The organism is Sphingobium sp. C100 (assembly GCF_000508185.1).
GTDB lineage: Bacteria > Pseudomonadota > Alphaproteobacteria > Sphingomonadales > Sphingomonadaceae > Sphingobium.
Map to the genome: position 1 here is coordinate 23,337 of NZ_AYOY01000150.1, position 21,519 is coordinate 44,855.

Here is a 21,519-nt window from a genome sequence, read left to right on the forward strand (position 1 = left end):
TCTTATCCACAGGCCCCCAACAGGCCCGCAATTTCATCCACAGCCTGTGGATAGCGTGGATAGCTGGACTGACTCGAACGGCAAAGCGAGGGCCGGGGGAGTCAAGCTGTTGGCAAATCGGGGCGCAACGCATAAACCCCGCTGCCAACCGACCTACATCTTCAACATCCCTTTTGAATCTTAATTATAAGAGAGAATATAGATGAGCCTCGACGCGCCGACGGATCTCGCTGCAAAGCCGCTCCTGACCGTGTTGAAGGGAGAATGCCCCGCCGTCCCGCCAATGTGGCTGATGCGGCAGGCCGGGCGCTACCTGCCCGAATATCGCGCGCTGCGGGCGGACAAGGGCGGTTTTCTGGAACTGGTCTATGACAGCGAGGCGGCGGCCGAGGTGACGCTCCAGCCGCTGCGCCGCTTCGGTTTCGACGGCGCCATCCTGTTTTCCGACATTCTGATCGTCCCCTATGCCATGGGGCAGCAATTATGGTTCGAAGCGGGCGAAGGCCCTCGCCTCGCCCCGATCCTGGCCGACACCGACCTGTCGGCGCTGACGCCCGATTTCAGCCGCTTCGAGGCCATCTACGAGACGGTGCGGCAGGTGAAGGCGGCGCTGGACCCCCATGTCACCTTCCTGGGCTTTGCCGGCAGCCCCTGGACCATCGCCACCTATATGGTCGCGGGACAGGGCAGCAAGGATCAGGGCGCGGCCCGTCGCCTCGCCTATGGCGACCCGGCGCGTTTTGCCGCGATCATCGATGCGATCGTCGATGCCACCGTCCACTATCTCGCCGGGCAGATCGATGCCGGGGTGGAGGCGGTGCAGTTGTTCGACAGTTGGGCCGGCAGCCTGGCCCCAATCCAGTTCGACCGCTGGGTGATCGAACCCAATCGCCGGATCGTGGAGAAGCTCAAGGCGATCCATCCCGACATTCCCGTCATCGGCTTTCCCAAAGGGGCGGGCGCGAAACTGGCCGATTATGCGGCGCGCACCGGGGTCGATGCGGTGGGCGTGGACGAGACGGTCGATCCGCACTGGGCGCACCGCACGCTGCCGCAGGACATGCCGGTGCAGGGCAATCTCGATCCGCTGGCGCTGATCGCCGGCGGCCGCGCGGTCGAGGAAGCGGTCGACACGATCTGCGCCGCCTTTGCCGGGCGGCCGCATATCTTCAACCTTGGCCATGGCATTTTGCCCGACACCCCCATTGCACATGTCGAAGCGCTCATTAGCTATGTGCGCAGGCAAGGAGACCGCAACTAATGGCCTATCTCGGCGCCGCCTATCTGTGGGTGAAGGCAGCCCATCTGATCTTCGTCATCTTCCTGATGGCGGGGCTGTTCATGATGCCCCGCTTCTTCGTCTATCATCAGGAAACCGTGCCAGGTTCGCCCGAGGACCAGCGCTGGATCGAGCGCGAGGGCCGGTTGCTCAAGATCATCCTCAATCCGTCCCTGCTCCTGGTCTGGATATTGGGCCTGATGCTGATGGTGGAGATCGGCGCCTGGCATTTCGGCTGGTTCCACTTGAAGCTGCTGTTCGTGCTCGGCCTGTCGGCCTATCATGGCTGGATCGCAAGCTATGTGAAGAAGCTCGCCAGGGGCGAACGGCCGCTCAGCGACAAACAGTTGCGGATGCTGAACGAGATTCCCGGCATCGCGGCGGCGGTGATCGTCATCGCGGTGATCGTGAAGCCCTTTTAGAGCTGCATATCAAGCAATGTTATCCTAGTTTACAGAAAAAAGATAAACTCGTATAACATCGCTATGGACCCACGCCGAAATCCCTTTGCGCCCGGCGCCGGTACGCCGCCGCCCGAACTGGCGGGGCGCGATGCGCTGTTGGAACGCAATGCCGTCGCCATCGATCGCATCCGCATGGGACGCGCGGCGCGGCCCGCCATCCTCTATGGCCTGCGCGGCGTGGGCAAGACCGTGCTGCTCTCTTCAATGCGCGACGCCGCCGAGGGCGAGGGCATGACCATCGTCGCGATCGAGGCGCCGGAAAATCGATCGCTGCCCGGCATATTGGTCCCGGCCCTGCGCGCCGCGCTGCTGCGGCTCGACCGGATGCGGCAGGCGTCGGCGGGGGTGAAGCGGGCGCTGCGGGCATTGGCGGGTTTTGCCAAGCTCAAGGTCAAATATGATGATCTGGAGGTGGCGCTCGATTTCGAGCCTGAGCCGGGCCTTGCCGACAGCGGCGACCTGGAGGCGGATCTCGCCGATCTGATCGTGGCGGTCGGCGAGGCGGCCAAGGAACGGGGCAGCGCCGTCGTGCTGGTGATCGACGAGCTGCAATATGTGCCCGAGGAACAGCTTGCCGCGCTGATCAGCGCGCTGCACCGGGCGAGTCAGAAACAACTGCCCATCACCATGTTGGCGGCGGGCCTGCCGCAGCTGCTGGGCCAGATGGGGCGCGCCAAATCCTATGCCGAACGTCTGTTCGAGTTCGTCAATGTCGGTCCGCTGGAGGGGGACGCCGCGCGCGACGCCATCCGCCTGCCGATCGAGCGGGAAGAGGAACAGATTGCGCCTGACGCGCTGGATGCGATCGTCGCCCAGACGCAGGGCTATCCCTATTTTCTCCAGGAATGGGGCAAACATAGCTGGGACGCGGCCGAGGCTTCGCCCATCAGCGCGGCGGATGTGGACGCCGCCACTGTCAGCGCGCTCGCCGAACTTGACGCCAGCTTTTTTCGCGTGCGCTTCGATCGGCTGACCCCGGCGGAAAAACGCTATTTGCGGGCGATGGCGGGCATCGGTCCCGGTCCGCACCGGTCGGGCGACGTGGCCGACGCGCTGGGCGTCAAGGTGTCGAGCGTGGCGCCCACGCGCAACAGCCTGATTGCCAAGGGGATGCTTTACAGCCCCGCCCATGGCGACACCGCATTCACCGTGCCGTTGTTCGACGCCTTCATGCGCCGGGTGATGCCGGCGGGCTAAGGACATATCGGGCGGCCCCTGCTATGACGGGCAAACAAGCGAAGCCAAGGTTGCGGAGAAGCACTGATGAACGATCCCCGTCTCTGGTTCGGTCCCAAGCGCATCGGTTGGGGCTGGAGTCCGCGCAGCTGGGAGGGTTGGCTGGTGGTCGGCCTGTCCGTCGCGGCGGTGGTCGCGCTCAAGCGGCTGGGCTGATTCAGGCCGGGTCGACGGCGATATTGTCGATCAGGCGCGTCTTGCCCAGCTTCGCCGCGCCGAGCAGCCGGGCCGGGCGGTCCAGCACCGTCATCGGCTCCAGCGTCTGCGCATCGCATAGCGACACATAATCGACCGGATCGAACCCCTGGGCGGTCAGCATGGCGATGGCGCGGGCCAGTGCGTCTTCGACCGGATCGCCCTTCTCCATCAGTCGCTTCGCTTCGCCCAAGGCGCGTGGCAAGGCCAGCGCCGCCTGACGCTCCGCATCGCTCAGATAGGCGTTGCGGGACGACAGGGCGAGGCCGTCCGGCGCCCGCCGGGTCGCCAGGCCGACAATCTCTATCCCCATGTCCAGATCCGCGACCATGCGGCGGATCACGGCGAGCTGCTGATAATCCTTCTCGCCGAAGATGGCGATGTCGGGCCGCACCTGGTTGAACAATTTGGTGACGACGGTCGCGACCCCGTCGAAATGACCCGGCCGCGCCGCGCCGTCCAGCCCGTCGCTGACCCCGGATATGCTGATGTTGGTGGCGAATCCGGCGGGATACATGACCTCCACCGGGGGCGCCCATAATATGTCCACGCCCGCGTCGTCCAGCATCTGCGCGTCCTTCGCCTCGCGCCGGGGATAGGCGTCCAGATCCTCGTTCGGGCCGAACTGCCGGGGATTGACGAAGATCGACACCGCCACATGCCGGCCATGCCGCCGCGCTTCGTCCACCAATGCCATATGGCCGTCATGCAAGGCCCCCATGGTGGGCACCAGAACCAGCGGCTTTCCGTCGCTTTTGAGCGCCTGGACGGCGGCGCGGAGGGCGGGCAGGTCACGCAGCGTTTGCACGGGAGGAATGGCTCCGATAAGGGCGAGGGAAATATCGGGCGTTTTGCTAGGCCGGGGCCGGCGCGGCCGTCAATGAACATTGCGACAATCAACGGGGTTATCACAGGATCCATGGCGAATCCTCAGCCACATCTCATCATATTCGCCAATGAAAAGGGTGGGACGGGCAAGTCCACCACGGCCGTGCACACGGCCATCGCGCTCAGCGCGCTTGGCCACAGCGTCGGCATCCTCGACCTTGACCCGCGCCAGCGCACCGTCACCCGCTATATGGAAAATCGCGTGGAGACCGCGCGCCGGCGCAGTATCGACCTGCCCACGCCCGATTTTGCCGTGTTCACCGGCGACAGCGTGGCGGCGCTGGACGATCAGGTGATCCAGCTGGCGCTGGGGAAGGATTTTCTGGTCGTCGATACGCCCGGCCGCGACGATGCCTATGCCCGGCATCTGGCGCCCCACGCCAATACGCTGGTGACGCCGATGAACGACAGTTTCGTCGATTTCGACCTGATCGGCCAGGTCGATGCCGAAACCTTCAAGGTGCGCCGCCTGTCCTTTTATTCGGAACTTATCTTCGACGCGCGCAAGACGCGGGCGAAGGTGGATGGCGTTTCGATCGATTGGGTGGTGTTGCGCAACCGCGTCCAGCATCATGATGCGCGCAACAAGAAGCGGGTCGGCGACGCGCTGATGGAACTGTCCCGCCGTGTCGGCTTCCGCGTCATTCCGGGCCTGTCGGAACGTGTCGTCTTTCGCGAACTTTTCCCATCGGGCCTGACCCTGCTGGACAAGGGGCATCTGGGCGAACTGGGCGTCAGCCATATCGCCGCGCGGCAGGAGTTGCGCGAAATGGTGGCGGGCTTCGCCCTGCCGACGCATGACGGGGCTGCGTCGGTGGACATGCTCGGCGCGGCCTGATGGGGGTGCTGGCGCTGTTGCTTGCCGGACTGGCGATCTGGCTGATCTGGTCAGGAAGGTTGCAACGCATGACGGCCAAGGATGGCATGGCGCTGGGTGCGGCGCTGGTGGGCGCGGTGCTGGCGGCGAAGGGGAAGCCGGTGATCGGCGCGCCGCTGCTGATCAGCGCGGCGCTGTTTTTCGCGCAACAGGGGAAAATCAGGATTCGGCGGCGCAAGCGCGCGATCCCACCCGCGCCCGCGCCGCGCGGCGATGAACTGGCCAGCGCGCGCGCCCTGCTCGGCGTCGGACCGGAGGCCGATGCCGCCACGATCCGCGCCGCGCATCGCCGCCTGATCGCGTCGGTCCATCCCGACAAGGGCGGCACCGAAGCGCTCGCGGCGCAGATCAACACGGCGCGCGACCTGCTATTGTCCCGCCACAAGGACGCATGACGCATCGTTTCGCCCCGACCCTGCTGCGCGACTATGATCTGCGCGGCACGGTGGGGCAGACGCTGGACGCGGCCGACGCCTGGGCGCTTGGCCGCAGTTTCGGCACGGTGATCGCCCGCGCCGGGGGCCGGCGGATCGCGGCCGGCTATGACGGGCGGCTGAGTTCGCCGATGCTGGAGAAGGCGCTGGTCGAGGGCCTGACGCAAAGCGGCGTCGACGTGCTGCGGATCGGACTGGGGCCGACGCCGATGCTATATCATGCCGAAGCGACCGGCGATGTGGACGGCGCCATACAGATAACCGGCAGTCATAATCCCGGCGACCAGAATGGCTTCAAGCTGGTGCAGGCCCATGCCCCTTTTTTCGGCGCGGACATTCAGCGATTGGGCGCCATGGCGGCGGCCGGGGATTGGGACGCGGGCGCGGGCCGGGTCGAAACGGTCGCCATCATGCAGGCCTATGCCGCGCGGCTGGTGCGGGGGTTTGACGGTCCGGCCTGCCGCATCGGATGGGATGCGGGCAATGGCGCGGCCGGTCCTGTGGTGGAGATGCTGGCGCAATTGCTCCCCGGTGAGCATCATCTGCTCTTCACCGATATAGACGGTCATTTTCCCCATCATCATCCCGATCCTTCGCAAGACGCGAACCTGTCCGATCTGCGCGCGCTCGTCCTGGAAAAGCGGCTCGATTTCGGGGTGGCTTTCGACGGTGACGGCGACCGGATCGGTGTGATCGACGGACAGGGCCGGGCCATCGCCGGCGACCAGTTGCTGAGTATCTTCGCGCAGGACGTGCTGCAAAAATGGCCGGGCGCGCCGATCGTCGCCGATGTGAAGGCCAGCCAGTCCGTCTTCGACCGCATCGCCGCGCTCGGCGGACGGCCCGATATGTGGAAGACCGGGCATAGTCACATCAAGTCCAGAATGAAGCAGATTGGCAGCCCGCTGGGCGGCGAAACGACCGGCCATATCTTCTTCGCCGACGATTATCCGGGTTATGACGACGGCCTTTATGCCGCGGTGCGCCTGATCCGCGCTATGTCGACGCTTGGGCGGAGCGTCACCGCGCTGTGCGATGCCCTGCCCGTCAGCATCATCACGCCCGAAATGCGCGTCGCCGTGCCCGAAGCCCGGAAATTCGCGGTGGTCGAGGAAGTGCTTGCGCGATTGAGGCAGGCTGGCGCGGATATTTGCGCCATCGATGGCGCGCGTGTCCGCACAGACGATGGGTGGTGGCTGCTGCGCGCATCCAATACCGAGGCGGCGCTGGTCGCGCGGGCGGAGGCGGTGAGCGAATCGGGCCTCGCCGGCCTGATCGCACAACTTGATTCGCAACTGGCTGATTCGGGCGTCTACCGGGCAGAAGCGGGCTGAACGCTCTTCGCCATGCACCTTCATCTGGTATCGCTATCGTTTTCTTGCGCAACTTTCCCTTACGGAATGCAAGGCATGAAAGCATGATTGCAGAAAATGCAATCGGTGTTCCACGTTTCGCATTTGCGACAATTGATGCTGCACCGCAAAAGGAACGGGCCTTTCAGGCATCCTCTCCTAAAACTTCAAAGCTGCCCTTCCGGGTGGCTTTTTTTTTGCTTTTTTTCGGGCGCCGCTTTTGCCAGACGCCGTAGCGTCCAGACAGGCGCCGACCATCGCACAGGCACGTTGAATCGCCGCTTATGCGGCGGGTCGCACTGGAAATTAACGACATCTTTGGTAAGGCGCCGGGTTCATAAACCCGTTCAGCGCGTTGGAGCGACGCCGATCGGGCTTAAAAGAGTCGCCATTAGTAGAGGATGCATCATGTCCCTTAGCCGTCGCCTTACCCCTTTCCTTCTTGTGACCGGGGCCATGGCCATCCCGATCCCGGCCTTTGCCGGTGGCTTTTATTTGCAGGAACAGTCCCCCAAGGAGACGGGCCGCGCCCTGTCGGGCGGCGCGGCGGCGGGTGACGATCCATCGACCATCTATTTCAATCCCGCGGCAATGACGGAACTGGACGGCATCCAGACGTCGATCGGCGGCGTCGCCCTGATGGCGTCGGCGCACCAGACCAATCGCGGGTCCAGCCGCACCGTGCCGGGGCTGCCGGTATCGGTGCCGGTCAACGGCAATGACGGCGGCAACCCGTTCGAAAGCGTGATCCCGATTCCGAGCTTCTATGCCAGCGCGCAGGTCAGCGACCGGCTGTGGGTCGGACTTGGCGTCAACGCGCCCTTCGGCCTGAAACTGGAATATGATGACGGCTTTTTCGGCCGTTATGACTCGCTCTACACCGACCTTAAAACCTATAATATCCAGCCGTCCGCCGCGTATAAGCTGACCGACAATCTTTCGATCGGCGGCGGCGTCGACGTGCAATATGTGAAGGTGACGCTGACCAACGCGCTGCCGCAGGTATCGCCGCTCGTCACCACGGATGGATTTACCGAACTCAAGGGCGACGACTGGTCGGTCGGCTGGAATGCGGGCCTGTTCTACACCATGGGCGACACCAATTTCGGCGTCCATTATCGGTCCGGCATCAGCCACAAGCTGAAAGGCACGCAGACCATCACCGGCCTGGCCGCGCCGCTGAGCGCCGCCAATGGCGAGTTCGCCGCGTCCGCGCCGCTCGACCTGCCCGACATCGTCACCGTCAGCATGATGCACAAGCTGACGCCGCAGCTGCGCGCGATGATTACCGGCAAATGGTATAATTGGTCGCGGTTCAAGGGGATCGAAGTCACGTCCGCCACCGGCACGACCAACAAGGAACTGGACTACAAGGACAGCTATTCGGTCAGCGTCGGCGGCGAATATGATGTCAGCCCCGCCCTGACGCTGCGCGCGGGCACCATGTTCGACCGTTCGCCGACCAATCCGCAATATCTGACGACCAGGGTGCCCGATGGCGACCGCGTGTGGCTGACCGGAGGCGCGACCTATAATATCTCGCAGGCCGCCGCGCTGAACATCAGCTACGCCCATACCTTCGTCGAGAAGGCGGACATCATCCGCCCCGACAGCTATTTCCCCGCGCCCGCGACCGTCACCGCGACCACCCTGGCGCAGACCAGCGGCAATGCGGACCAGGTCGCGGCGTCGCTGACCCTGCGTTTCTGAAAGCCGGCGGTTTCAACCGGCCTCCCGAATGACTATAGGGGCTTCGTAACCACGGAGCCCCTTTTTCATGTCCGATCATAATCCAGGCCTGCGTCCCTGGCGCGATATCGCCCGCCGCCAATGCCGGCAGATCATGGTCGGCAATGTGCCGGTGGGCGGCGATGCGCCGGTCACGGTCCAGACCATGACCAACACGCCCACGCATGACGTGCGCGCGACCGTCGACCAGATCCGCCGGTGCGAGGAAGTGGGCGTCGACATCATCCGGGTGTCCTGCCCGGACGAACCGTCCACCGCGGCGCTCAAGCAGATCGTCCGCGCCGCGCGCGTGCCGATCGTCGCGGACATTCATTTCCATTACAAGCGCGCGCTGGAAGCGGCCGATGCGGGCGCCGCCTGCCTGCGCATCAACCCCGGCAATATCGGGTCGGAAGCGCGGGTGAAGGAAGTGGTCGACGCGGCGAAGGCCAATGGCTGTTCGATCCGCATCGGCGTCAATGCGGGCAGTCTGGAAAAGGATCTGCTCGAAAAATATGGCGAGCCGTGCCCCGAAGCGCTGGTCGAAAGCGCGCTCGACCATATCAAGCTGCTCCAGGACCAGGATTTTCACGACTATAAGGTCGCGGTGAAGGCCAGCGACGTGTTCCTGGCCGTCGCCGCCTATATGCAACTCGCCGACGCGGTGGATTGTCCGCTGCATCTGGGCATCACCGAAGCGGGCGGGCTGATCGGCGGCACGGTGAAAAGCGCGATCGGCATCGGCAACCTGCTCTGGGCCGGGATCGGCGACACGATCCGCGTGTCCCTGTCCGCCGAACCGGAAGAGGAAGTGCGGGTCGGCTATGAGATATTGAAGTCGCTCGGCATCCGCACGCGCGGGGTGAAGGTGATTTCCTGCCCGTCCTGCGCGCGCCAGGGATTCGACGTCATCCGCACCGTGCAGGCGCTGGAGGAACGGCTCCAGCATATCCACACGCCCCTGTCGCTCTCGGTGCTGGGCTGCGTCGTGAACGGCCCCGGCGAAGCGCGCGAAACCGACATCGGCCTGACCGGCGGCGGCGCGGGCAAGCATATGGTCTATCTGTCGGGCGTCACCGACCATGTCATCCAGGACGCCGACATGGTCGATCATATCGTCAAGCTGGTCGAGGCCAAGGCGGCCGAGATCGAAGCGGCGAAGCTGGAGGCTGAAAGCACCGACGCGGGCAAGGTAGAGGCGGCGGAGTAGGCCGGGGCGCTTACCATGGATGGCCCGTCGCGCGGTTTCGCACTCCCCTTCGCCGTCTGCTGCATCGGCGTCGCGCTGTTTTCCGTCATGGATGCGGCGATGAAGGGGCTGGGCCTGTCCATCGGGCTTTACAACGCCCTGTTCTGGCGCGCGCTCACCGGGACGTTGCTGGGGCTTGCGCTGATGCTGCTGACCCGCCAGCGCTGGCCCTCGCGTGGCGTGCTGCGCATCCATCTGCTGCGCGGAGTGGTGGTCGCGCTCATGGCGGCGCTGTTCTTCTGGGCGATCCTGCGCCTGCCGCTGGCCGAAGCGATCGCCTTGTCCTTCATCGCGCCGCTCATCGCGCTCTATCTCGCCGCGCTGCTGCTCAAGGAAAAGGTCGGGCGGCAGGCGATCGGCGCATCGATGCTGGGGCTGGTCGGCGTGGCGGCGATCCTGTCGGGCCGGGTGCAGGGGCGTTATGAACCCGATGCGCTGCTGGGTGCGCTGGCCGTGCTGGGATCGGCCGTGCTGTTCGCCTGGAATCTCATCATCCAGCGGCAACAGGCGCAGCTTGCCTCGCCGATCGAGGTCGCCTTCTTCCAGCATCTTGTCATGCTGGGCGTGTTCGCGACCGCCGCGCCCTTCTGGGCCGCGCTGCCGCCGCCCGGCGCGGTTTGGCTGATCGGCCTGGCCGCGATCCTGGCCTTCACCTCGCTTGCCGCGCTGGCCTGGGCCTATGCGCGGGCGGAGGCGCAAAGGCTGATCCCGGTCGAATATAGCGCGTTCGTCTGGGCCGCGATCATCGGTTGGCTGGCCTTTGGCGAGCGAGTCACGCCGACGACGGTCGCGGGCGCCTTGCTGATCGTCGCCGGCTGCCTTATCGCGGCGCGCTCGAACCGGGCGGCCATCGCCGATTATGATGGCGCCCATGTGGAAGCGGGAACGGCATGACCGACATCATCATTCGCGAAGCACAGGCCGAGGATATCGGCACCATCCATGACTTCATCCGGGCGCTGGCCGATTATGAACGGCTGGCCGGGGAAGTGAAGGCCGACCGCGAGACGCTGGCGCGCTATCTGTTCGGGCCGCGTCCGATGGCCGAAGTGCTGATCGCCGAGCATGAGGGCGCGCCGGTCGGCTTCGCCCTTTTCTTTCACAATTTCTCGACCTTCGAAGGCCGGCCCGGCCTGTATCTGGAGGATTTGTTCGTCCTGCCAGAAGCGCGCGGACTGGGGGCGGGCAAGGGGCTGCTCGCGCGCCTCGCCCAACTGGCGATCGCGCGCGACTGCGCCCGGCTGGAATGGTCGGTGCTCGACTGGAACGAGCCGTCGATCGCCTTTTACCGCGCGCTGGGCGCGCGGGCGATGGACGAATGGACGGTGCAGCGCGTCGACGGCAAGGTGCTGGCGCGCCTGGCCGCGCTTTAGTTTTTGCGACCCTCTATGCTGACGAACAGCAGCACGGCGGCAAAGGCGCCCATGGCGACGAGGACCATGGCGGGATAATAAGCGCGATCATGGGGCGGCTCCTTTCCACCCCCTGATGCGCCCGCGAGCGTCACGCCTGCCATAAGGGTTGATACGGACCCTGGAGCGCGCTGCGTCAAAGCGGACGCAGGTCGCGCGCTCCAAGCTTTTGTTGTCGCATCGTTTTGAGCGGAAAACCGGTTCCCACTTTTCCGCACGACGCTCTAAGAGACGAGCCGGGAGCGTCGGGCTTGACGCGGACTCGCCCCCGGAGGCATTGTGCCGATACGGAACATTTGGGGGACAGAGACTAGCATGGCCGTCGGCCGCACCGTGAAACGCTCGCCGGAATGGCGCGAAATGCTCAAGCGCAGCCTCATTCGCAGCGGCGCGCTGATCGGCGCGATCGCGCTCATGCTGGCGACATTGTTCCTGGCGCTGGCATTGCTGAGCTATGCGCCGAGCGATCCGTCGATGAATACGGTCGCGGGCGATCATGTCGCCAACATCATGGCTACGCCCGGCGCCTGGGCGGCCGATTTCCTGCTGTGGCTGCTGGGCGTGCCGGTGGCGCTGATCCTGCCGCTGATGGCGGTCACCGCCCGCCGCCTGTGGGGCGACCAGGATATGGGCGGATGGAAGGCGCAGTTCGGCAAATGCCTGTTCGGCATCATCCTGATCGGTGTCGCGCTCGCCCTGTTCCAGACCGATCCGCTGGTCGGCCTGCCCGCCGGCTGGGGCGGGCTTATCGGCATGGTCACTGCCAAGGGGATCGCCAGCCTGGCCATGCAGGCGCCGGCTGCCGCGCCGTGGATCAAGGGCGGGCTGATCGTCGCCGCGCTGATCGCGGGCCTGTTCACCTGCTATCGCAGCCTTGCGCTGGAAAAGCCGATCATCGCGCTGCGCCGCCCCTCCCTGCCGAAGCTCAGCATCCCGCGCCCCAGCCTGCCCTTCGCCGGCGGCGGGGCGGTGGAGGATGAAGGGGAAGACAATGGCACTGCCGAGCGCGTGATCGCGCCGCGCAAGCAGGTGTCGAACGAACCCAAGCCGCCGATCACCATCCAGGCCCCCAAGGCTGCGCCGGTTCAGCGCGCGATGGCGCCGGTGAGCCAGGATGACCTGTTCGGCAACAGCTCCCTGCCCTCCCCCGACCTGCTCAACCCGGTGCCTGTCAACCAGGGCGGCAAGATCGACAAGGCGGCGCTGGAGCGCAATGCGCGGCTGCTCGAATCCGTGCTCGACGACTTTCATGTGAAGGGCAATATCGTCGAGGTGCGGCCCGGTCCGGTCGTCACCATGTATGAGCTGGAACCTGCGCCGGGCATAAAGGCCAGCCGCGTGATCGCGCTGGCCGACGATATCGCCCGCAACATGTCCGCGCTCTCGGCCCGTGTCGCGACGATTCCGGGTCGCACCGTCATCGGCATCGAATTGCCCAACGCCAATCGCGAGGGCGTGTCTTTCCGCGAACTCATCACCAGCGAACAGTTCATGCAGGACGCGACCCTGCCGATCATTCTGGGCAAGAATATCTCGGGCGAGCCGATCATCGCCGATCTGGCGCCGATGCCGCATCTGCTGATCGCGGGCACGACCGGTTCGGGCAAGTCGGTGGGCCTCAATGCGATGATCCTCTCGCTGCTCTACCGGATGACGCCGGATCAGCTGCGCCTCATCATGATCGATCCCAAGATGCTGGAACTGTCGACCTATGATGACATTCCGCATCTCCTCTCGCCGGTAGTGACCGAACCGAACAAGGCGATCCGTGCGCTTAAATGGGCGGTGGAGCAGATGGAGGACCGCTATCGCATGATGGCGTCCATTTCCGTCCGCAACCTGGCCAATTACAATGAAAAGGTCCGCGCCGCGAAGGCCAAGGGCAAGCCGCTCGGCCGGCGGGTCCAGACCGGCTATGATCCCGAGAACGGCAAGCCGATCTACGAGGAAGAACAGCTCGATTTCCAGCCGCTGCCGCAGATCGTGGTGGTGGTGGACGAGCTGGCCGACCTGATGATGACGGCGGGCAAGGAAGTCGAATTCCTGATCCAGCGGCTGGCGCAAAAGGCGCGGGCGGCGGGCATCCACCTGATCCTGGCGACGCAGCGCCCGTCGGTCGACGTCATCACCGGCGTCATCAAGGCGAATCTGCCGACCCGCATCAGCTTCTTCGTCACGTCAAAGATCGACAGCCGCACCATATTGGGCGAACAGGGCGCCGAACAGCTGCTGGGCAAGGGCGACATGCTCTATATGCATGGCGGCAAGGGGCTGACCCGCGTCCATGGGCCGTTCGTGTCGGACGACGAAGTGCGCGTGGTCGCGGACCATTGGCGCGCGCAGGGCCAGCCCGATTATATCTCCGCCGTGACCGAGGAACCGGAAGAGGGCAGCTTCGCGCTCGACGGCGTCGACCTGGGCGACGACAGCCCGGATGCCCAGCTGTTCCGCAAGGCGTGCCAGTTGGTCTTCGAAAACCAGAAGGCATCGACCAGCTGGCTCCAGCGGCAATTGCGCGTCGGTTACAACAGCGCCGCGCGCCTGATCGAGCGGATGGAGGAGGAAGGGCTGGTCGGCCCGCCCAACCATGTCGGCCGCCGCGAAGTGCTGCGCGACGAAAATGGCAATCCGCTCTGAATTGCGGAAAAGCGAGGTGGTTGCATGTCATGCAATCGTCATTTCGCCCTTCGCATTTGCAGCAATGCGCGCGCGGCGGCATATCGAACGGGCCTTTCAGGCATCCTCTCCTAAAAACTTTCCGGGCCGGTCTTCGTGATCGGCCCTTTTTTTGTGCCGTCATTTGGGGGCGTGCCGCGGGTTTGCGCCTCACTTCGCGCGGCGAATCCTTGCAATTTCGGAACGAGAGGGTTCACAGCGGGTTCAAGCCCGACCCTTTAGTCCCCGTCCCCTAAGGAATAACCGGAGATGACGCCATGAAGCGCATGTTTGCGCCCCTTGTGCTGGCCCTTGCCGCCGCGCCGCTGGTCGTGCCGACCCTGCCCGCCGCCGCCCAGCAGGGCCAGTCCGACCTTGCCAGGGTCAATGCCTATATCCGCGCGGTCACCACCATGACCGCCGATTTCAGCCAGACGGATCGCAATGGCCAGACGTTGACCGGCAAGCTGACCCTGAAGCAGCCGGGCAAGATACGCTTTCAATATCAGAAGGGCGTGCCGCTGCTGATCGTGGGCGACGGCAAGGCGCTGACGGTCATCGACTATGAGGTGCGGCAGGTGCAGCGCTGGCCGATCGGCAATTCGCCGCTGGGCGCGCTGATCGATCCGTCCAAGGATCTGTCGAAATTCGGCAAGGTGATCCCGACCGGCGATCCGTCGATCCTGTCGGTCGAGGCGCGCGATCCCAAGCGCCCCGAATTTGGCACCATCACCATGATCTTCAAGCGCGATGCGAGCAGTCCCGCGGGCCTGCAACTTTATGGCTGGGTGGCGCTTGATTCGCAGAACAACCGGACGGCGGTGCGGCTGAGCAACCAGCTTTATGGCGTGCAGGTGGCCGATTCCGCCTTTCGCTGGACCGATCCGCGTCCCCGTGGACGATCGGCCGGGGGCTGATCCGAGCGCCCCGGGCGACGAGCGGAAAAACTTTCCCTTCCGTTCATCTGCCGCTCATATCCGGGGCGCTAATCAGAAACCCACGGCGAGAGGCAAAACCGGGATTTCCCCCCTGTTACCCGGTCCCCATCTCCCGCCGCGAAGCGCTTCAAGGGCGCGATCGAGACCCCCGTTCCACGCCCCCGGAGCGGGGGTCTTACTTTGTCGGCCATGGCGCCTCCGACGCTTGCGCGCGCGCGCGCGGCCTCCTAGGGCATGGCCATGGCCGACACGCTCTCCATTTGCTCCTGGAACATCAACAGCGTCCGCGCGCGGATCGACATCGTCGAACAGCTGTTGCGGCAGGAAGCGCCCGACATATTATGCCTTCAGGAAACCAAGGTGGTGAACGAGACCTTCCCCACCGACATGTTCCGGCGGCTGGGCTATGTGCATCAGGTGCTGAACGGCCAGCGGATGCATCATGGCGTGGCGATCATGAGCAAGGTGCCGGTCCATGAGGATGACCGGTTCGACTGGCAGGCCAATGGCGAAGCGCGCCATGTCGGCGTGCGGCTCGACAATGGCGTGCGGATCGAGAATGTCTATGTGCCCGCCGGCGGCGACGTGCCCGACCGGACGGTCAATCCGAAATTCGGGCAGAAGCTCGATTTCCTGGAGCGGATGATTCAATGGTCGAGCGCGCTCGACGCCAAGCCGACCATATTGACCGGGGACTTCAACATCGCCCCGCTCGAATGCGATGTGTGGAGCCACAAGCAGCTGCTCGACGTCGTCAGCCATACGCCGATCGAATGCGAGATATTGGGGCGCCTCCAGGCGTCGAACGACTGGGTCGATATCGGCCGCCATTTCCACCCCGCCCCGGCCCGCCTCTATACCTGGTGGAGCTATCGCGCGAAGGATTGGGTCGCATCCGATCGTGGTCGCCGGCTCGACCATATGTGGATGACGCGCGATGTCGCGGACCGGGCGGTCGGCCACCGGGTGATCGAACCGGCGCGCAGCTGGGTGAAGCCGTCCGACCATATCCCGATAATCACGGACTTCGCCTTCTGATGCCCGGCCCGGCCATGGCCCGCAACGCCGCGCGCGCCATCGATGCGCTGCGCCGGGGCTGGGCGGTGCGCCTGAGCGCGCCGGACGGTGCGATCCGGCTGATGGCGGTCGAGGGGGCGGACGCTGTCACGCTGGATGGCTTCGATCCCGACAACGAAGCCGACATCCTGATCTCCGCCGCGCGCGCCGAAACATTGAAGCTTGCCAACCAGTTGGCGGCGGCCGATCCCGACCGGCCGGTGCTGGTCGAACGCGCGCCCTGGATCGACGCGGATGTCGCCATGAGCATCGCCGATCCGGTGATGGATCTGGCGTCGCCGCTCAAGGGGCCGTTTCGCGCGCGCGCGCTGCCCGCACCGCTGGCGGCCAAGGCGGCGCTGCACCTTGCCCGGGTGGCCGGCATCCTCCCGGCCTATTTCCTGCTCCAGGGCGATGGTCCGGTCGAAACGGAACTCAGCGCCGACGATGTCGCCGCCTATGACGATGCCGTCCATCTCGCCATCGCCACCCGCGCCCGCCTGCCGGTGTCGGCGAGCGAGACGGGCGAGATCGTCGCCTTCCGCAGCCCCGACGAACCGCGCGAGCATGTCGCGCTGATCGTCGGCCGGCGCGACGGGTCGCCGCCCGTGGTGCGCATCCACAGCGAGTGCCTGACCGGCGACGTGCTGGGGTCGCTCAAATGCGATTGCGGGCCGCAGCTTCACCAGGCGCTGCACCAGATGGCGGACGCGCCCTGGGGCATCCTTCTCTATCTGCGTCAGGAAGGGCGCGGCATCGGCCTCGTCAACAAGCTGCGCGCCTATGCGTTGCAGGACCAGGGGTTCGACACCGTCGACGCCAATGTGCGGCTGGGCTTTGCCATCGATGCGCGCGATTTTTCGGTCGCGGGGCGGATGCTCGACCTGCTGGGCGTGGGCACGGTGCGCCTTTTGACCAACAATCCCGACAAGGTCGCGGGGCTGGAGGCGGCCGGCATCAAGGTCACGGAACGGCTGCCGATCATCCTGCCCGCCAACCCGCATAATGAACGCTATCTCGCCACCAAGCGCGACCGCACCGGCCATCAGCTATGAGCGTCGTCCGCGTCGAAAGCGGCGCGGGTCGTCTGACCTTCGGCGACATTGCGATTGCTTGCGCCATCGGCCGCGCGGGCGCCTGCGCGGCGGCGGTCAAGCGGGAGGGGGATGGCTGCACGCCGATCGGCGCATGGCCGATCCGGGGCGTGCTGTTGCGGCCGGGCAAGGTCGAGGCGAAGGGCATCCGCCTGCCCTGGCGCTGGGTGCGGGCGCAGGATGGCTGGTCGGACGACCCGGCCGATGCGGCCTATAACCGGCCGGTCCGGTTGCCGCGTTCCTTTTCCGCCGAAAGCCTGATCCGGGGCGATGACGCCTATGACATCATCGTCGTGCTGGGCCATAATGATGCGCCGCCCGTGCCGGGACAGGGAAGCGCGATCTTCTTCCATCTTTCGGAAGGCCGCCCCACGGCCGGCTGCGTCGCGATCGACCGGGGCGACATGCTGCGGCTGTTGCCGCTGCTGGCAGCGGGGGATGCGGTCGAGATTCTGCCCTGAACGCTGCTACGCCCGTTGCAGCGCTTCGCCCACTTCGCCGCCGGCGGCTTCGAGCAGGCGGCGTTCCAGCGTTTGCAGCCGCGCCTTGCTTTCGATTTTTCCACCGATCAGGTCGGTGACGTAGAAAGTGTCGACGGCGCGTTCGCCATAGGTGGCGACATGGGCGCTGTGGACGGTGACCTTCGACTGGAACAGCGCATTGGCCAGGCTGAACAACAACGCCGGCCGGTCGCGGGCATTCACCTCGATCACGGTGAAGCGGTTCGACGCCTTGTTGTCGATCAGCACATTGGGTTCGATGCGGAAGGCTTCGGCGCGGGTGCGGGGCAGGGGGCGCGCGGACAGCTTGGTGATCAGGCGGTGCCGGTTGGAGAGCGAATCCTCGATCGCGCCGCGGATGCGTTTTAGCTGCTCGGGGCTGTGGAACGCGCCGCCGAGCGGGTCCTGCACCAGGAAATTGTCGATGGCGGCCCCGTCGCGCGTGGTGTGAATGCGCGCGTCGATGATGTTGCCGCCGGCCAGATGGATGGCGCCCGCGATCCGGTAGAACAGGCCGGGATGGTCGGTCGCATAGACAGTCACCAGGGTCGCGCCGCGTTGCGGATAATAGTGCGCGGCGATTGACAGCGGGGAGTCGCCCGACGCCAGGATATGCTGGGCGTTGTGGATCAATATGTCTTCCGGCTCGGCGATCCAGTAGGATTCGGGCAGGCGGCTGCTGAATGCGTCGAACGTGGGTTCGTCCATGTTCAGCGCCTCGCGCAGCGCATCCTGCTTGGCGGTGACGCGCTCGCTGCGGCCCTTCTGCTTGTGGCCCAGGCGCAGCAGTTCCTCGGCCGCCTCATAGAGGTCGCCCAGCAATTGCCGTTTCCAACTGTTCCACACGCCCGGCCCGACGGCGCGGATGTCCACGACCGTCAGGCACAGCAGCAGGCGCAGGCGCTCGGGACTCTGCACCACCTCGACGAAATCGATGATGGTCTTGTAATCGGCCAGGTCGCGCTTGAAGGCGGTCGCCGACATGAGCAGGTGATAGCGGACCAGCCAGGCGACGGTTTCCGTCTCGGCCGGTGTGAGGCCAAGACGCGGACAGAGATGCTCGGCGACGTCCGCGCCCAATATGCTGTGGTCCCCGCCGCGCCCCTTGGCGATGTCGTGCAGAAGCACGGCGATATAGAGAACCCGGCGCGACAGCAGCCTGTCCATGATTTCGGTCGCGAGCGGATGATCCTGCCCCAGCTCGCCCTTTTCGATGCGGGCGAGCAGCCCGACCGCGCGGATGGTGTGCTCGTCGACCGTATAATGATGATACATGTCGAACTGCATCTGCGCGACCACCCGGCGAAAGTCGGGGATGAAGCGGCCGAAGACGGTCGATTCATTCATCCAGCGCAGCACCGTTTCGGGGTCGCGTGGCGATGTCAGCACCTCCATGAAGGCGGCGTTGGCGCGGGCATCCTTGCGGACCTTCGCGGTGATGAGGCCTGCGTCGCGGCTGGCGGCGCGCATCGCGCTGGGGTGGATGGCCAGGCCATGTTTGTCGGCCAGCGCGAAAATCTCCAGCAGCCGCACCGGGTCCTGCTGAAAGAAATCGTCGCTGGGCAGGCTGAGCCGCCCGCGTTCCAGCACGAAGCCGTCGAGCTTCTTGGGCCGGCGAAAGATGGACGGGATGTAGCGGCGCCCCTTCGGCCCCAGCTGGTCGTCCAGATGCGCCAGGAAGACGGCGGTCAGGTCGCCGACCGTCTTCGCGTTCAGGAAATAATAGCGCATGAAGCGCTCGACGCCCGACCGGCCGGTGCGGCCGGTGAAGTGCATCCGCGTCGCCGTTTCGAGTTGCAGGTCGAAGGTCAGCCGATCCTCGGCGCGGCCGGTGATGCTGTGCAGATGGCAGCGCACGGCCCAGAGGAAATCCTCCGCCCGCTGGAACTGGCGCAGTTCCGCCTGGGTCAGCAGGCCGACCTTGACCAGTTCGGCGACCGAGCGGACCCGGTTCACATATTTGCCGATCCAGAACAGGGTGTGCAGGTCGCGCAAGCCGCCCTTGCCTTCCTTCACATTGGGTTCGACGACGTAACGACTGTCGCCCATGCGCTTGTGCCGTTCGTCGCGCTCCTCCAGCTTTTCGGTGACGAAGGCGCGGGCATTGCCCTGCATCACTTCGCTGTCGAAGCGGGTGGACGTTTCCTCATACAAGGCCCGGTCGCCCCAGATATAGCGCGCTTCCAGCAGGGCGGTGCGCACGGTCAGGTCGGCCTTAGCCATTCGCATCGTTTCATCGACCGAGCGGCTGCTATGCCCGACCTTCAGTCCCAGATCCCACAGCGAATAGAGCATGGATTCGATCACCTGCTCGGTCCACCCGGTCGGTTTCCAGGGGGTGATGAAGCCGATGTCGACATCGCTGTGCGGCGCCATTTCGCCCCGGCCATAGCCGCCCACCGCGATCAGCGCGATCCGCTCGCCCGTGCTGCGGTTGGCCGCGGGATAGAGATGATGGGTGGTGGCGTCGTAGAGCAGGCGCAATAGCTGGTCGATCAGGAAGGCGAAGGCGCTCACCGCCTCGCGCCCGCGGGTCGGCTTGGCGGCGAGCCGGCGCGCCACATCGTCCCGGCCATGGTCGAGTGCGGTCTTGAGTTCCTTGACGATCAGCCCGCGCAGCCGCATGGGATCGCCCCGATGCTCCTGCGCCAGGGTGTTGATCCGATCGGAAATCGCGCGCCGATCGATGATCGCCCGGCGCGACCCGAGGGCGGGAAACGGCATTACCATCCGCGCTATCTAGTCGGGTGACACGTCGGCGGCCAGTTGTTTCAATCGATATATATGATCGAGCGCCTCGCGCGGCGACAGCGCGTCGGCATCGATCGCCGCGATGGCGTCGCGCAGCGGATCGGCCTTGTCCTCCTCCTGCGCGGCGACGGCGGCGAACAGGGGGAGGTCGTCGAGGCCCGCGGCGATCCCGCCGGTCTTCGCCTTGCCCGCTTCCAGCCGCGCCAGCACGTCCCTGGCGCGCTTGAGCACGGCGGGCGGCAGACCGGCGAGCCGCGCCACGGCCAGGCCATAGCTGCGGTCGGCCGGACCTTCGGCCAGTTCGTGCAGCAGGATGAGGTCGCCCTTCCATTCGCGTGCGCGGACATGGTGGAGCGAGAGCGAGGAGAGGGTTTCGGCGAGCCGCGTCAGCTCATGATAATGGGTCGCGAACAGGCAGCGGGAGCGATTGACCTCATGCACCGCCTCCACCACCGCCCAGGCCAGCGCCAACCCGTCATAGGTGGAGGTGCCGCGCCCGACCTCGTCCAGGATGACGAAGCTGCGTTCCGTGGCCTGGGCAAGGATCGCGGCAGTCTCCACCATCTCGACCATGAAGGTGGACCGCCCCCTGGCGAGGTTGTCGGATGCGCCCACCCGGCTGAACAGCCGATCGACCAGCGTCAGCGTCGCCGCTTCGGCCGGCACATAGCCGCCCGCCTGCGCCAGAATGACGATCAGCGCATTTTGCCGCAGGAAGGTCGACTTGCCGCCCATGTTCGGCCCGGTGACGAGCCAGAGCCGGTCGCTTTCGTTGAGGCGGCAGTCATTGGCGACGAAGGGCTGGCCCTCGCGCCGCAGCGCGTCTTCCACCACCGGATGCCGGCCGCCGACAATGTCCAGGCATTGGCCCGCGCCATCGGCGGGCACGAAATGGGGCCGTTGCCAGCCGCCCTCGGCCGCGCGTTCGGCCAGCGCGGCGGCGAAGTCGACCAGGGCCAAGGCGATCGGCGGGCACGAAATGGGGCCGTTGCCAGCCGCCCTCGGCCGCGCGTTCGGCCAGCGCGGCGGCGACGTCGAGCCGGGCCAGGGCGTCGGCGGCGCGGGCGATGTCGGCCTTGCGATCGAGCACCGCGTTGATCAGTTCCTCCAGATGCGCGGCTTCGGCGACCAGCGCATGGGCGCCCGCCTGCGCCACGCGCCCCGCTTCCTCATGCAGGTCGATCGAATTGAAGCGCACCACCCCGGCCAGCGTCTGGCGATGGGTGAAGCCGCTGTCGGACTGCATCAACTGGTCGGCGGCGCGGGCGGGCACCTCGACATGATAGCCAAGCACGCCATTATGCCGGATTTTGAGCGCGGCGATGCCGGTCTGCGCGCGATATTTCGCTTCCAGCGCGGCGATGGCGCGGCGGATGGAGACGCTGGCAAAGGCGCGCGCGGCGGCGCGGCG

The 21,519-nt window shown here is 65.6% G+C and carries 21 protein-coding genes and 1 pseudogene; 17 read left to right on the plus strand and 5 right to left on the minus strand.

What is annotated here, in order from left to right; genetic code table 11:
- Positions 1–202 precede the first annotated feature (202 nt).
- From hemE to C100_RS49320, 4 genes are all read left to right on the plus strand, one after another.
- Positions 203–1,261 (plus strand): uroporphyrinogen decarboxylase, encoded by a 1,059-nt coding sequence (gene hemE, locus C100_RS37480; protein WP_024020225.1) that lies wholly within the window; start codon positions 203–205, stop codon positions 1,259–1,261.
- A complete protein-coding gene (locus C100_RS37485) occupies positions 1,261–1,701 on the plus strand; it encodes a CopD family protein (protein ID WP_024020226.1) in 441 nt (146 codons plus the stop codon). The genes hemE and C100_RS37485 overlap by 1 nt, the downstream gene beginning before the upstream one ends.
- A 63-nt stretch (positions 1,702–1,764) precedes the next feature.
- Positions 1,765–2,940, plus strand: coding sequence for an ATP-binding protein (locus C100_RS37490; RefSeq protein ID WP_024020227.1), 1,176 nt, complete (start codon positions 1,765–1,767; stop codon positions 2,938–2,940).
- 66 nt (positions 2,941–3,006) lie between these two features.
- Positions 3,007–3,135 carry a hypothetical protein gene (locus tag C100_RS49320; protein ID WP_024020228.1) on the plus strand — a complete coding sequence of 43 codons (129 nt, stop codon included), beginning with the start codon at positions 3,007–3,009 and terminating at the stop codon, positions 3,133–3,135.
- A gap of 1 nt (position 3,136) precedes the next feature.
- Here C100_RS49320 and panC read toward each other — a convergent pair whose 3' ends face one another.
- Complete coding sequence (panC, locus tag C100_RS37495) at positions 3,137–3,982, minus strand: pantoate--beta-alanine ligase (protein WP_024020229.1); 846 nt, start codon at positions 3,980–3,982, stop codon at positions 3,137–3,139.
- Between the two features lie 111 nt (positions 3,983–4,093).
- Here panC and C100_RS37500 point away from each other — a divergent pair, with 111 nt between their 5' ends.
- The 8 genes from C100_RS37500 (at position 4,094) to C100_RS37530 (ending at position 11,075) form a co-directional block, all read left to right on the plus strand.
- A complete protein-coding gene (locus C100_RS37500) occupies positions 4,094–4,900 on the plus strand; it encodes a division plane positioning ATPase MipZ (RefSeq protein WP_024020230.1) in 807 nt (268 codons plus the stop codon).
- Positions 4,900–5,334 (plus strand): J domain-containing protein, encoded by a 435-nt coding sequence (locus C100_RS37505; protein WP_024020231.1) that lies wholly within the window; start codon positions 4,900–4,902, stop codon positions 5,332–5,334. Before C100_RS37500 ends, C100_RS37505 begins: the two co-directional genes overlap by 1 nt.
- Entirely contained in the window at positions 5,331–6,707 is a 1,377-nt protein-coding gene (gene pgmG, locus C100_RS37510; protein WP_024020232.1) for a phosphoglucomutase/phosphomannomutase PgmG, read from the plus strand. Before C100_RS37505 ends, pgmG begins: the two co-directional genes overlap by 4 nt.
- 83 nt (positions 6,708–6,790) lie before the next feature.
- Entirely contained in the window at positions 6,791–6,961 is a 171-nt protein-coding gene (locus C100_RS48630; RefSeq protein WP_161633919.1) for a hypothetical protein, read from the plus strand.
- Between the two features lie 172 nt (positions 6,962–7,133).
- Entirely contained in the window at positions 7,134–8,435 is a 1,302-nt protein-coding gene (locus tag C100_RS37515) for an OmpP1/FadL family transporter (protein ID WP_031309594.1), read from the plus strand.
- Between the two features lie 67 nt (positions 8,436–8,502).
- Entirely contained in the window at positions 8,503–9,663 is a 1,161-nt protein-coding gene (ispG, locus tag C100_RS37520) for a flavodoxin-dependent (E)-4-hydroxy-3-methylbut-2-enyl-diphosphate synthase (protein ID WP_024020234.1), read from the plus strand.
- Between the two features lie 15 nt (positions 9,664–9,678).
- Positions 9,679–10,596, plus strand: a complete 918-nt coding sequence (locus C100_RS37525) for a DMT family transporter (protein WP_024020235.1) — start codon at positions 9,679–9,681, stop codon at positions 10,594–10,596.
- Complete coding sequence (locus C100_RS37530) at positions 10,593–11,075, plus strand: GNAT family N-acetyltransferase (RefSeq protein ID WP_024020236.1); 483 nt, start codon at positions 10,593–10,595, stop codon at positions 11,073–11,075. The genes C100_RS37525 and C100_RS37530 overlap by 4 nt, the downstream gene beginning before the upstream one ends.
- Here C100_RS37530 and C100_RS48770 read toward each other — a convergent pair.
- Positions 11,072–11,209, minus strand: coding sequence for a hypothetical protein (locus C100_RS48770; protein WP_162472042.1), 138 nt, complete (start codon positions 11,207–11,209; stop codon positions 11,072–11,074). The genes C100_RS37530 and C100_RS48770 overlap by 4 nt on opposite strands.
- A 220-nt stretch (positions 11,210–11,429) precedes the next feature.
- Here C100_RS48770 and C100_RS37535 point away from each other — a divergent pair, with 220 nt between their 5' ends.
- From C100_RS37535 to C100_RS37555, 5 genes are all read left to right on the plus strand, one after another.
- Entirely contained in the window at positions 11,430–13,751 is a 2,322-nt protein-coding gene (locus tag C100_RS37535) for an FtsK/SpoIIIE family DNA translocase (protein ID WP_024020238.1), read from the plus strand.
- Positions 13,752–14,047: 296 nt separating this feature from the next.
- Positions 14,048–14,686 (plus strand): LolA family protein, encoded by a 639-nt coding sequence (locus tag C100_RS37540; protein WP_024020239.1) that lies wholly within the window; start codon positions 14,048–14,050, stop codon positions 14,684–14,686.
- 261 nt (positions 14,687–14,947) lie between these two features.
- On the plus strand, positions 14,948–15,745 hold the full coding sequence (locus tag C100_RS37545) for an exodeoxyribonuclease III (RefSeq protein ID WP_031309595.1): 798 nt from the start codon (positions 14,948–14,950) through the stop codon (positions 15,743–15,745).
- A complete protein-coding gene (gene ribA, locus C100_RS37550; protein WP_024020241.1) occupies positions 15,745–16,818 on the plus strand; it encodes a GTP cyclohydrolase II in 1,074 nt (357 codons plus the stop codon). Before C100_RS37545 ends, ribA begins: the two co-directional genes overlap by 1 nt.
- Complete coding sequence (locus tag C100_RS37555) at positions 16,815–17,318, plus strand: L,D-transpeptidase family protein (protein WP_024020242.1); 504 nt, start codon at positions 16,815–16,817, stop codon at positions 17,316–17,318. Before ribA ends, C100_RS37555 begins: the two co-directional genes overlap by 4 nt.
- Positions 17,319–17,324: 6 nt before the next feature.
- Here C100_RS37555 and C100_RS37560 read toward each other — a convergent pair whose 3' ends face one another.
- The 3 genes and pseudogenes from C100_RS37560 to C100_RS49555 all read right to left on the minus strand — a co-directional run.
- Entirely contained in the window at positions 17,325–20,087 is a 2,763-nt protein-coding gene (locus C100_RS37560; protein WP_024020243.1) for a [protein-PII] uridylyltransferase, read from the minus strand.
- A gap of 9 nt (positions 20,088–20,096) precedes the next feature.
- Positions 20,097–20,843 carry a MutS-related protein gene (locus C100_RS49550; protein WP_442800319.1) on the minus strand — a complete coding sequence of 249 codons (747 nt, stop codon included), beginning with the start codon at positions 20,841–20,843 and terminating at the stop codon, positions 20,097–20,099.
- Between the two features lie 49 nt (positions 20,844–20,892).
- Positions 20,893–21,519: pseudogene (locus C100_RS49555) on the minus strand (hypothetical protein); the annotation flags it as partial.

What these genes read in the sequence shown, in the direction of transcription:
- hemE (WP_024020225.1), top strand. Translation starts at nt 203, where the DNA reads ATGAGCCTCGACGCGCCGACGGATCTCGCTGCAAAGCCGCTCCTGACC.
- C100_RS37485 (WP_024020226.1), top strand. Translation starts at nt 1,261, where the DNA reads ATGGCCTATCTCGGCGCCGCCTATCTGTGGGTGAAGGCAGCCCATCTG.
- C100_RS37535 (WP_024020238.1), top strand. Translation starts at nt 11,430, where the DNA reads ATGGCCGTCGGCCGCACCGTGAAACGCTCGCCGGAATGGCGCGAAATG.
- C100_RS37545 (WP_031309595.1), top strand. Translation starts at nt 14,948, where the DNA reads ATGGCCGACACGCTCTCCATTTGCTCCTGGAACATCAACAGCGTCCGC.
- C100_RS37515 (WP_031309594.1), top strand. Translation starts at nt 7,134, where the DNA reads ATGTCCCTTAGCCGTCGCCTTACCCCTTTCCTTCTTGTGACCGGGGCC.
- C100_RS37530 (WP_024020236.1), top strand. Translation starts at nt 10,593, where the DNA reads ATGACCGACATCATCATTCGCGAAGCACAGGCCGAGGATATCGGCACC.
- C100_RS37500 (WP_024020230.1), top strand. Translation starts at nt 4,094, where the DNA reads ATGGCGAATCCTCAGCCACATCTCATCATATTCGCCAATGAAAAGGGT.
- C100_RS37555 (WP_024020242.1), top strand. Translation starts at nt 16,815, where the DNA reads ATGAGCGTCGTCCGCGTCGAAAGCGGCGCGGGTCGTCTGACCTTCGGC.
- C100_RS37540 (WP_024020239.1), top strand. Translation starts at nt 14,048, where the DNA reads ATGAAGCGCATGTTTGCGCCCCTTGTGCTGGCCCTTGCCGCCGCGCCG.
- C100_RS37525 (WP_024020235.1), top strand. Translation starts at nt 9,679, where the DNA reads ATGGATGGCCCGTCGCGCGGTTTCGCACTCCCCTTCGCCGTCTGCTGC.
- C100_RS37560 (WP_024020243.1), bottom strand. Translation starts at nt 20,087, where the DNA reads ATGGTAATGCCGTTTCCCGCCCTCGGGTCGCGCCGGGCGATCATCGAT.
- pgmG (WP_024020232.1), top strand. Translation starts at nt 5,331, where the DNA reads ATGACGCATCGTTTCGCCCCGACCCTGCTGCGCGACTATGATCTGCGC.
- ispG (WP_024020234.1), top strand. Translation starts at nt 8,503, where the DNA reads ATGTCCGATCATAATCCAGGCCTGCGTCCCTGGCGCGATATCGCCCGC.
- C100_RS48630 (WP_161633919.1), top strand. Translation starts at nt 6,791, where the DNA reads ATGATTGCAGAAAATGCAATCGGTGTTCCACGTTTCGCATTTGCGACA.
- C100_RS49550 (WP_442800319.1), bottom strand. Translation starts at nt 20,843, where the DNA reads ATGGGCGGCAAGTCGACCTTCCTGCGGCAAAATGCGCTGATCGTCATT.
- C100_RS37505 (WP_024020231.1), top strand. Translation starts at nt 4,900, where the DNA reads ATGGGGGTGCTGGCGCTGTTGCTTGCCGGACTGGCGATCTGGCTGATC.
- C100_RS37490 (WP_024020227.1), top strand. Translation starts at nt 1,765, where the DNA reads ATGGACCCACGCCGAAATCCCTTTGCGCCCGGCGCCGGTACGCCGCCG.
- C100_RS49320 (WP_024020228.1), top strand. Translation starts at nt 3,007, where the DNA reads ATGAACGATCCCCGTCTCTGGTTCGGTCCCAAGCGCATCGGTTGGGGC.
- ribA (WP_024020241.1), top strand. Translation starts at nt 15,745, where the DNA reads ATGCCCGGCCCGGCCATGGCCCGCAACGCCGCGCGCGCCATCGATGCG.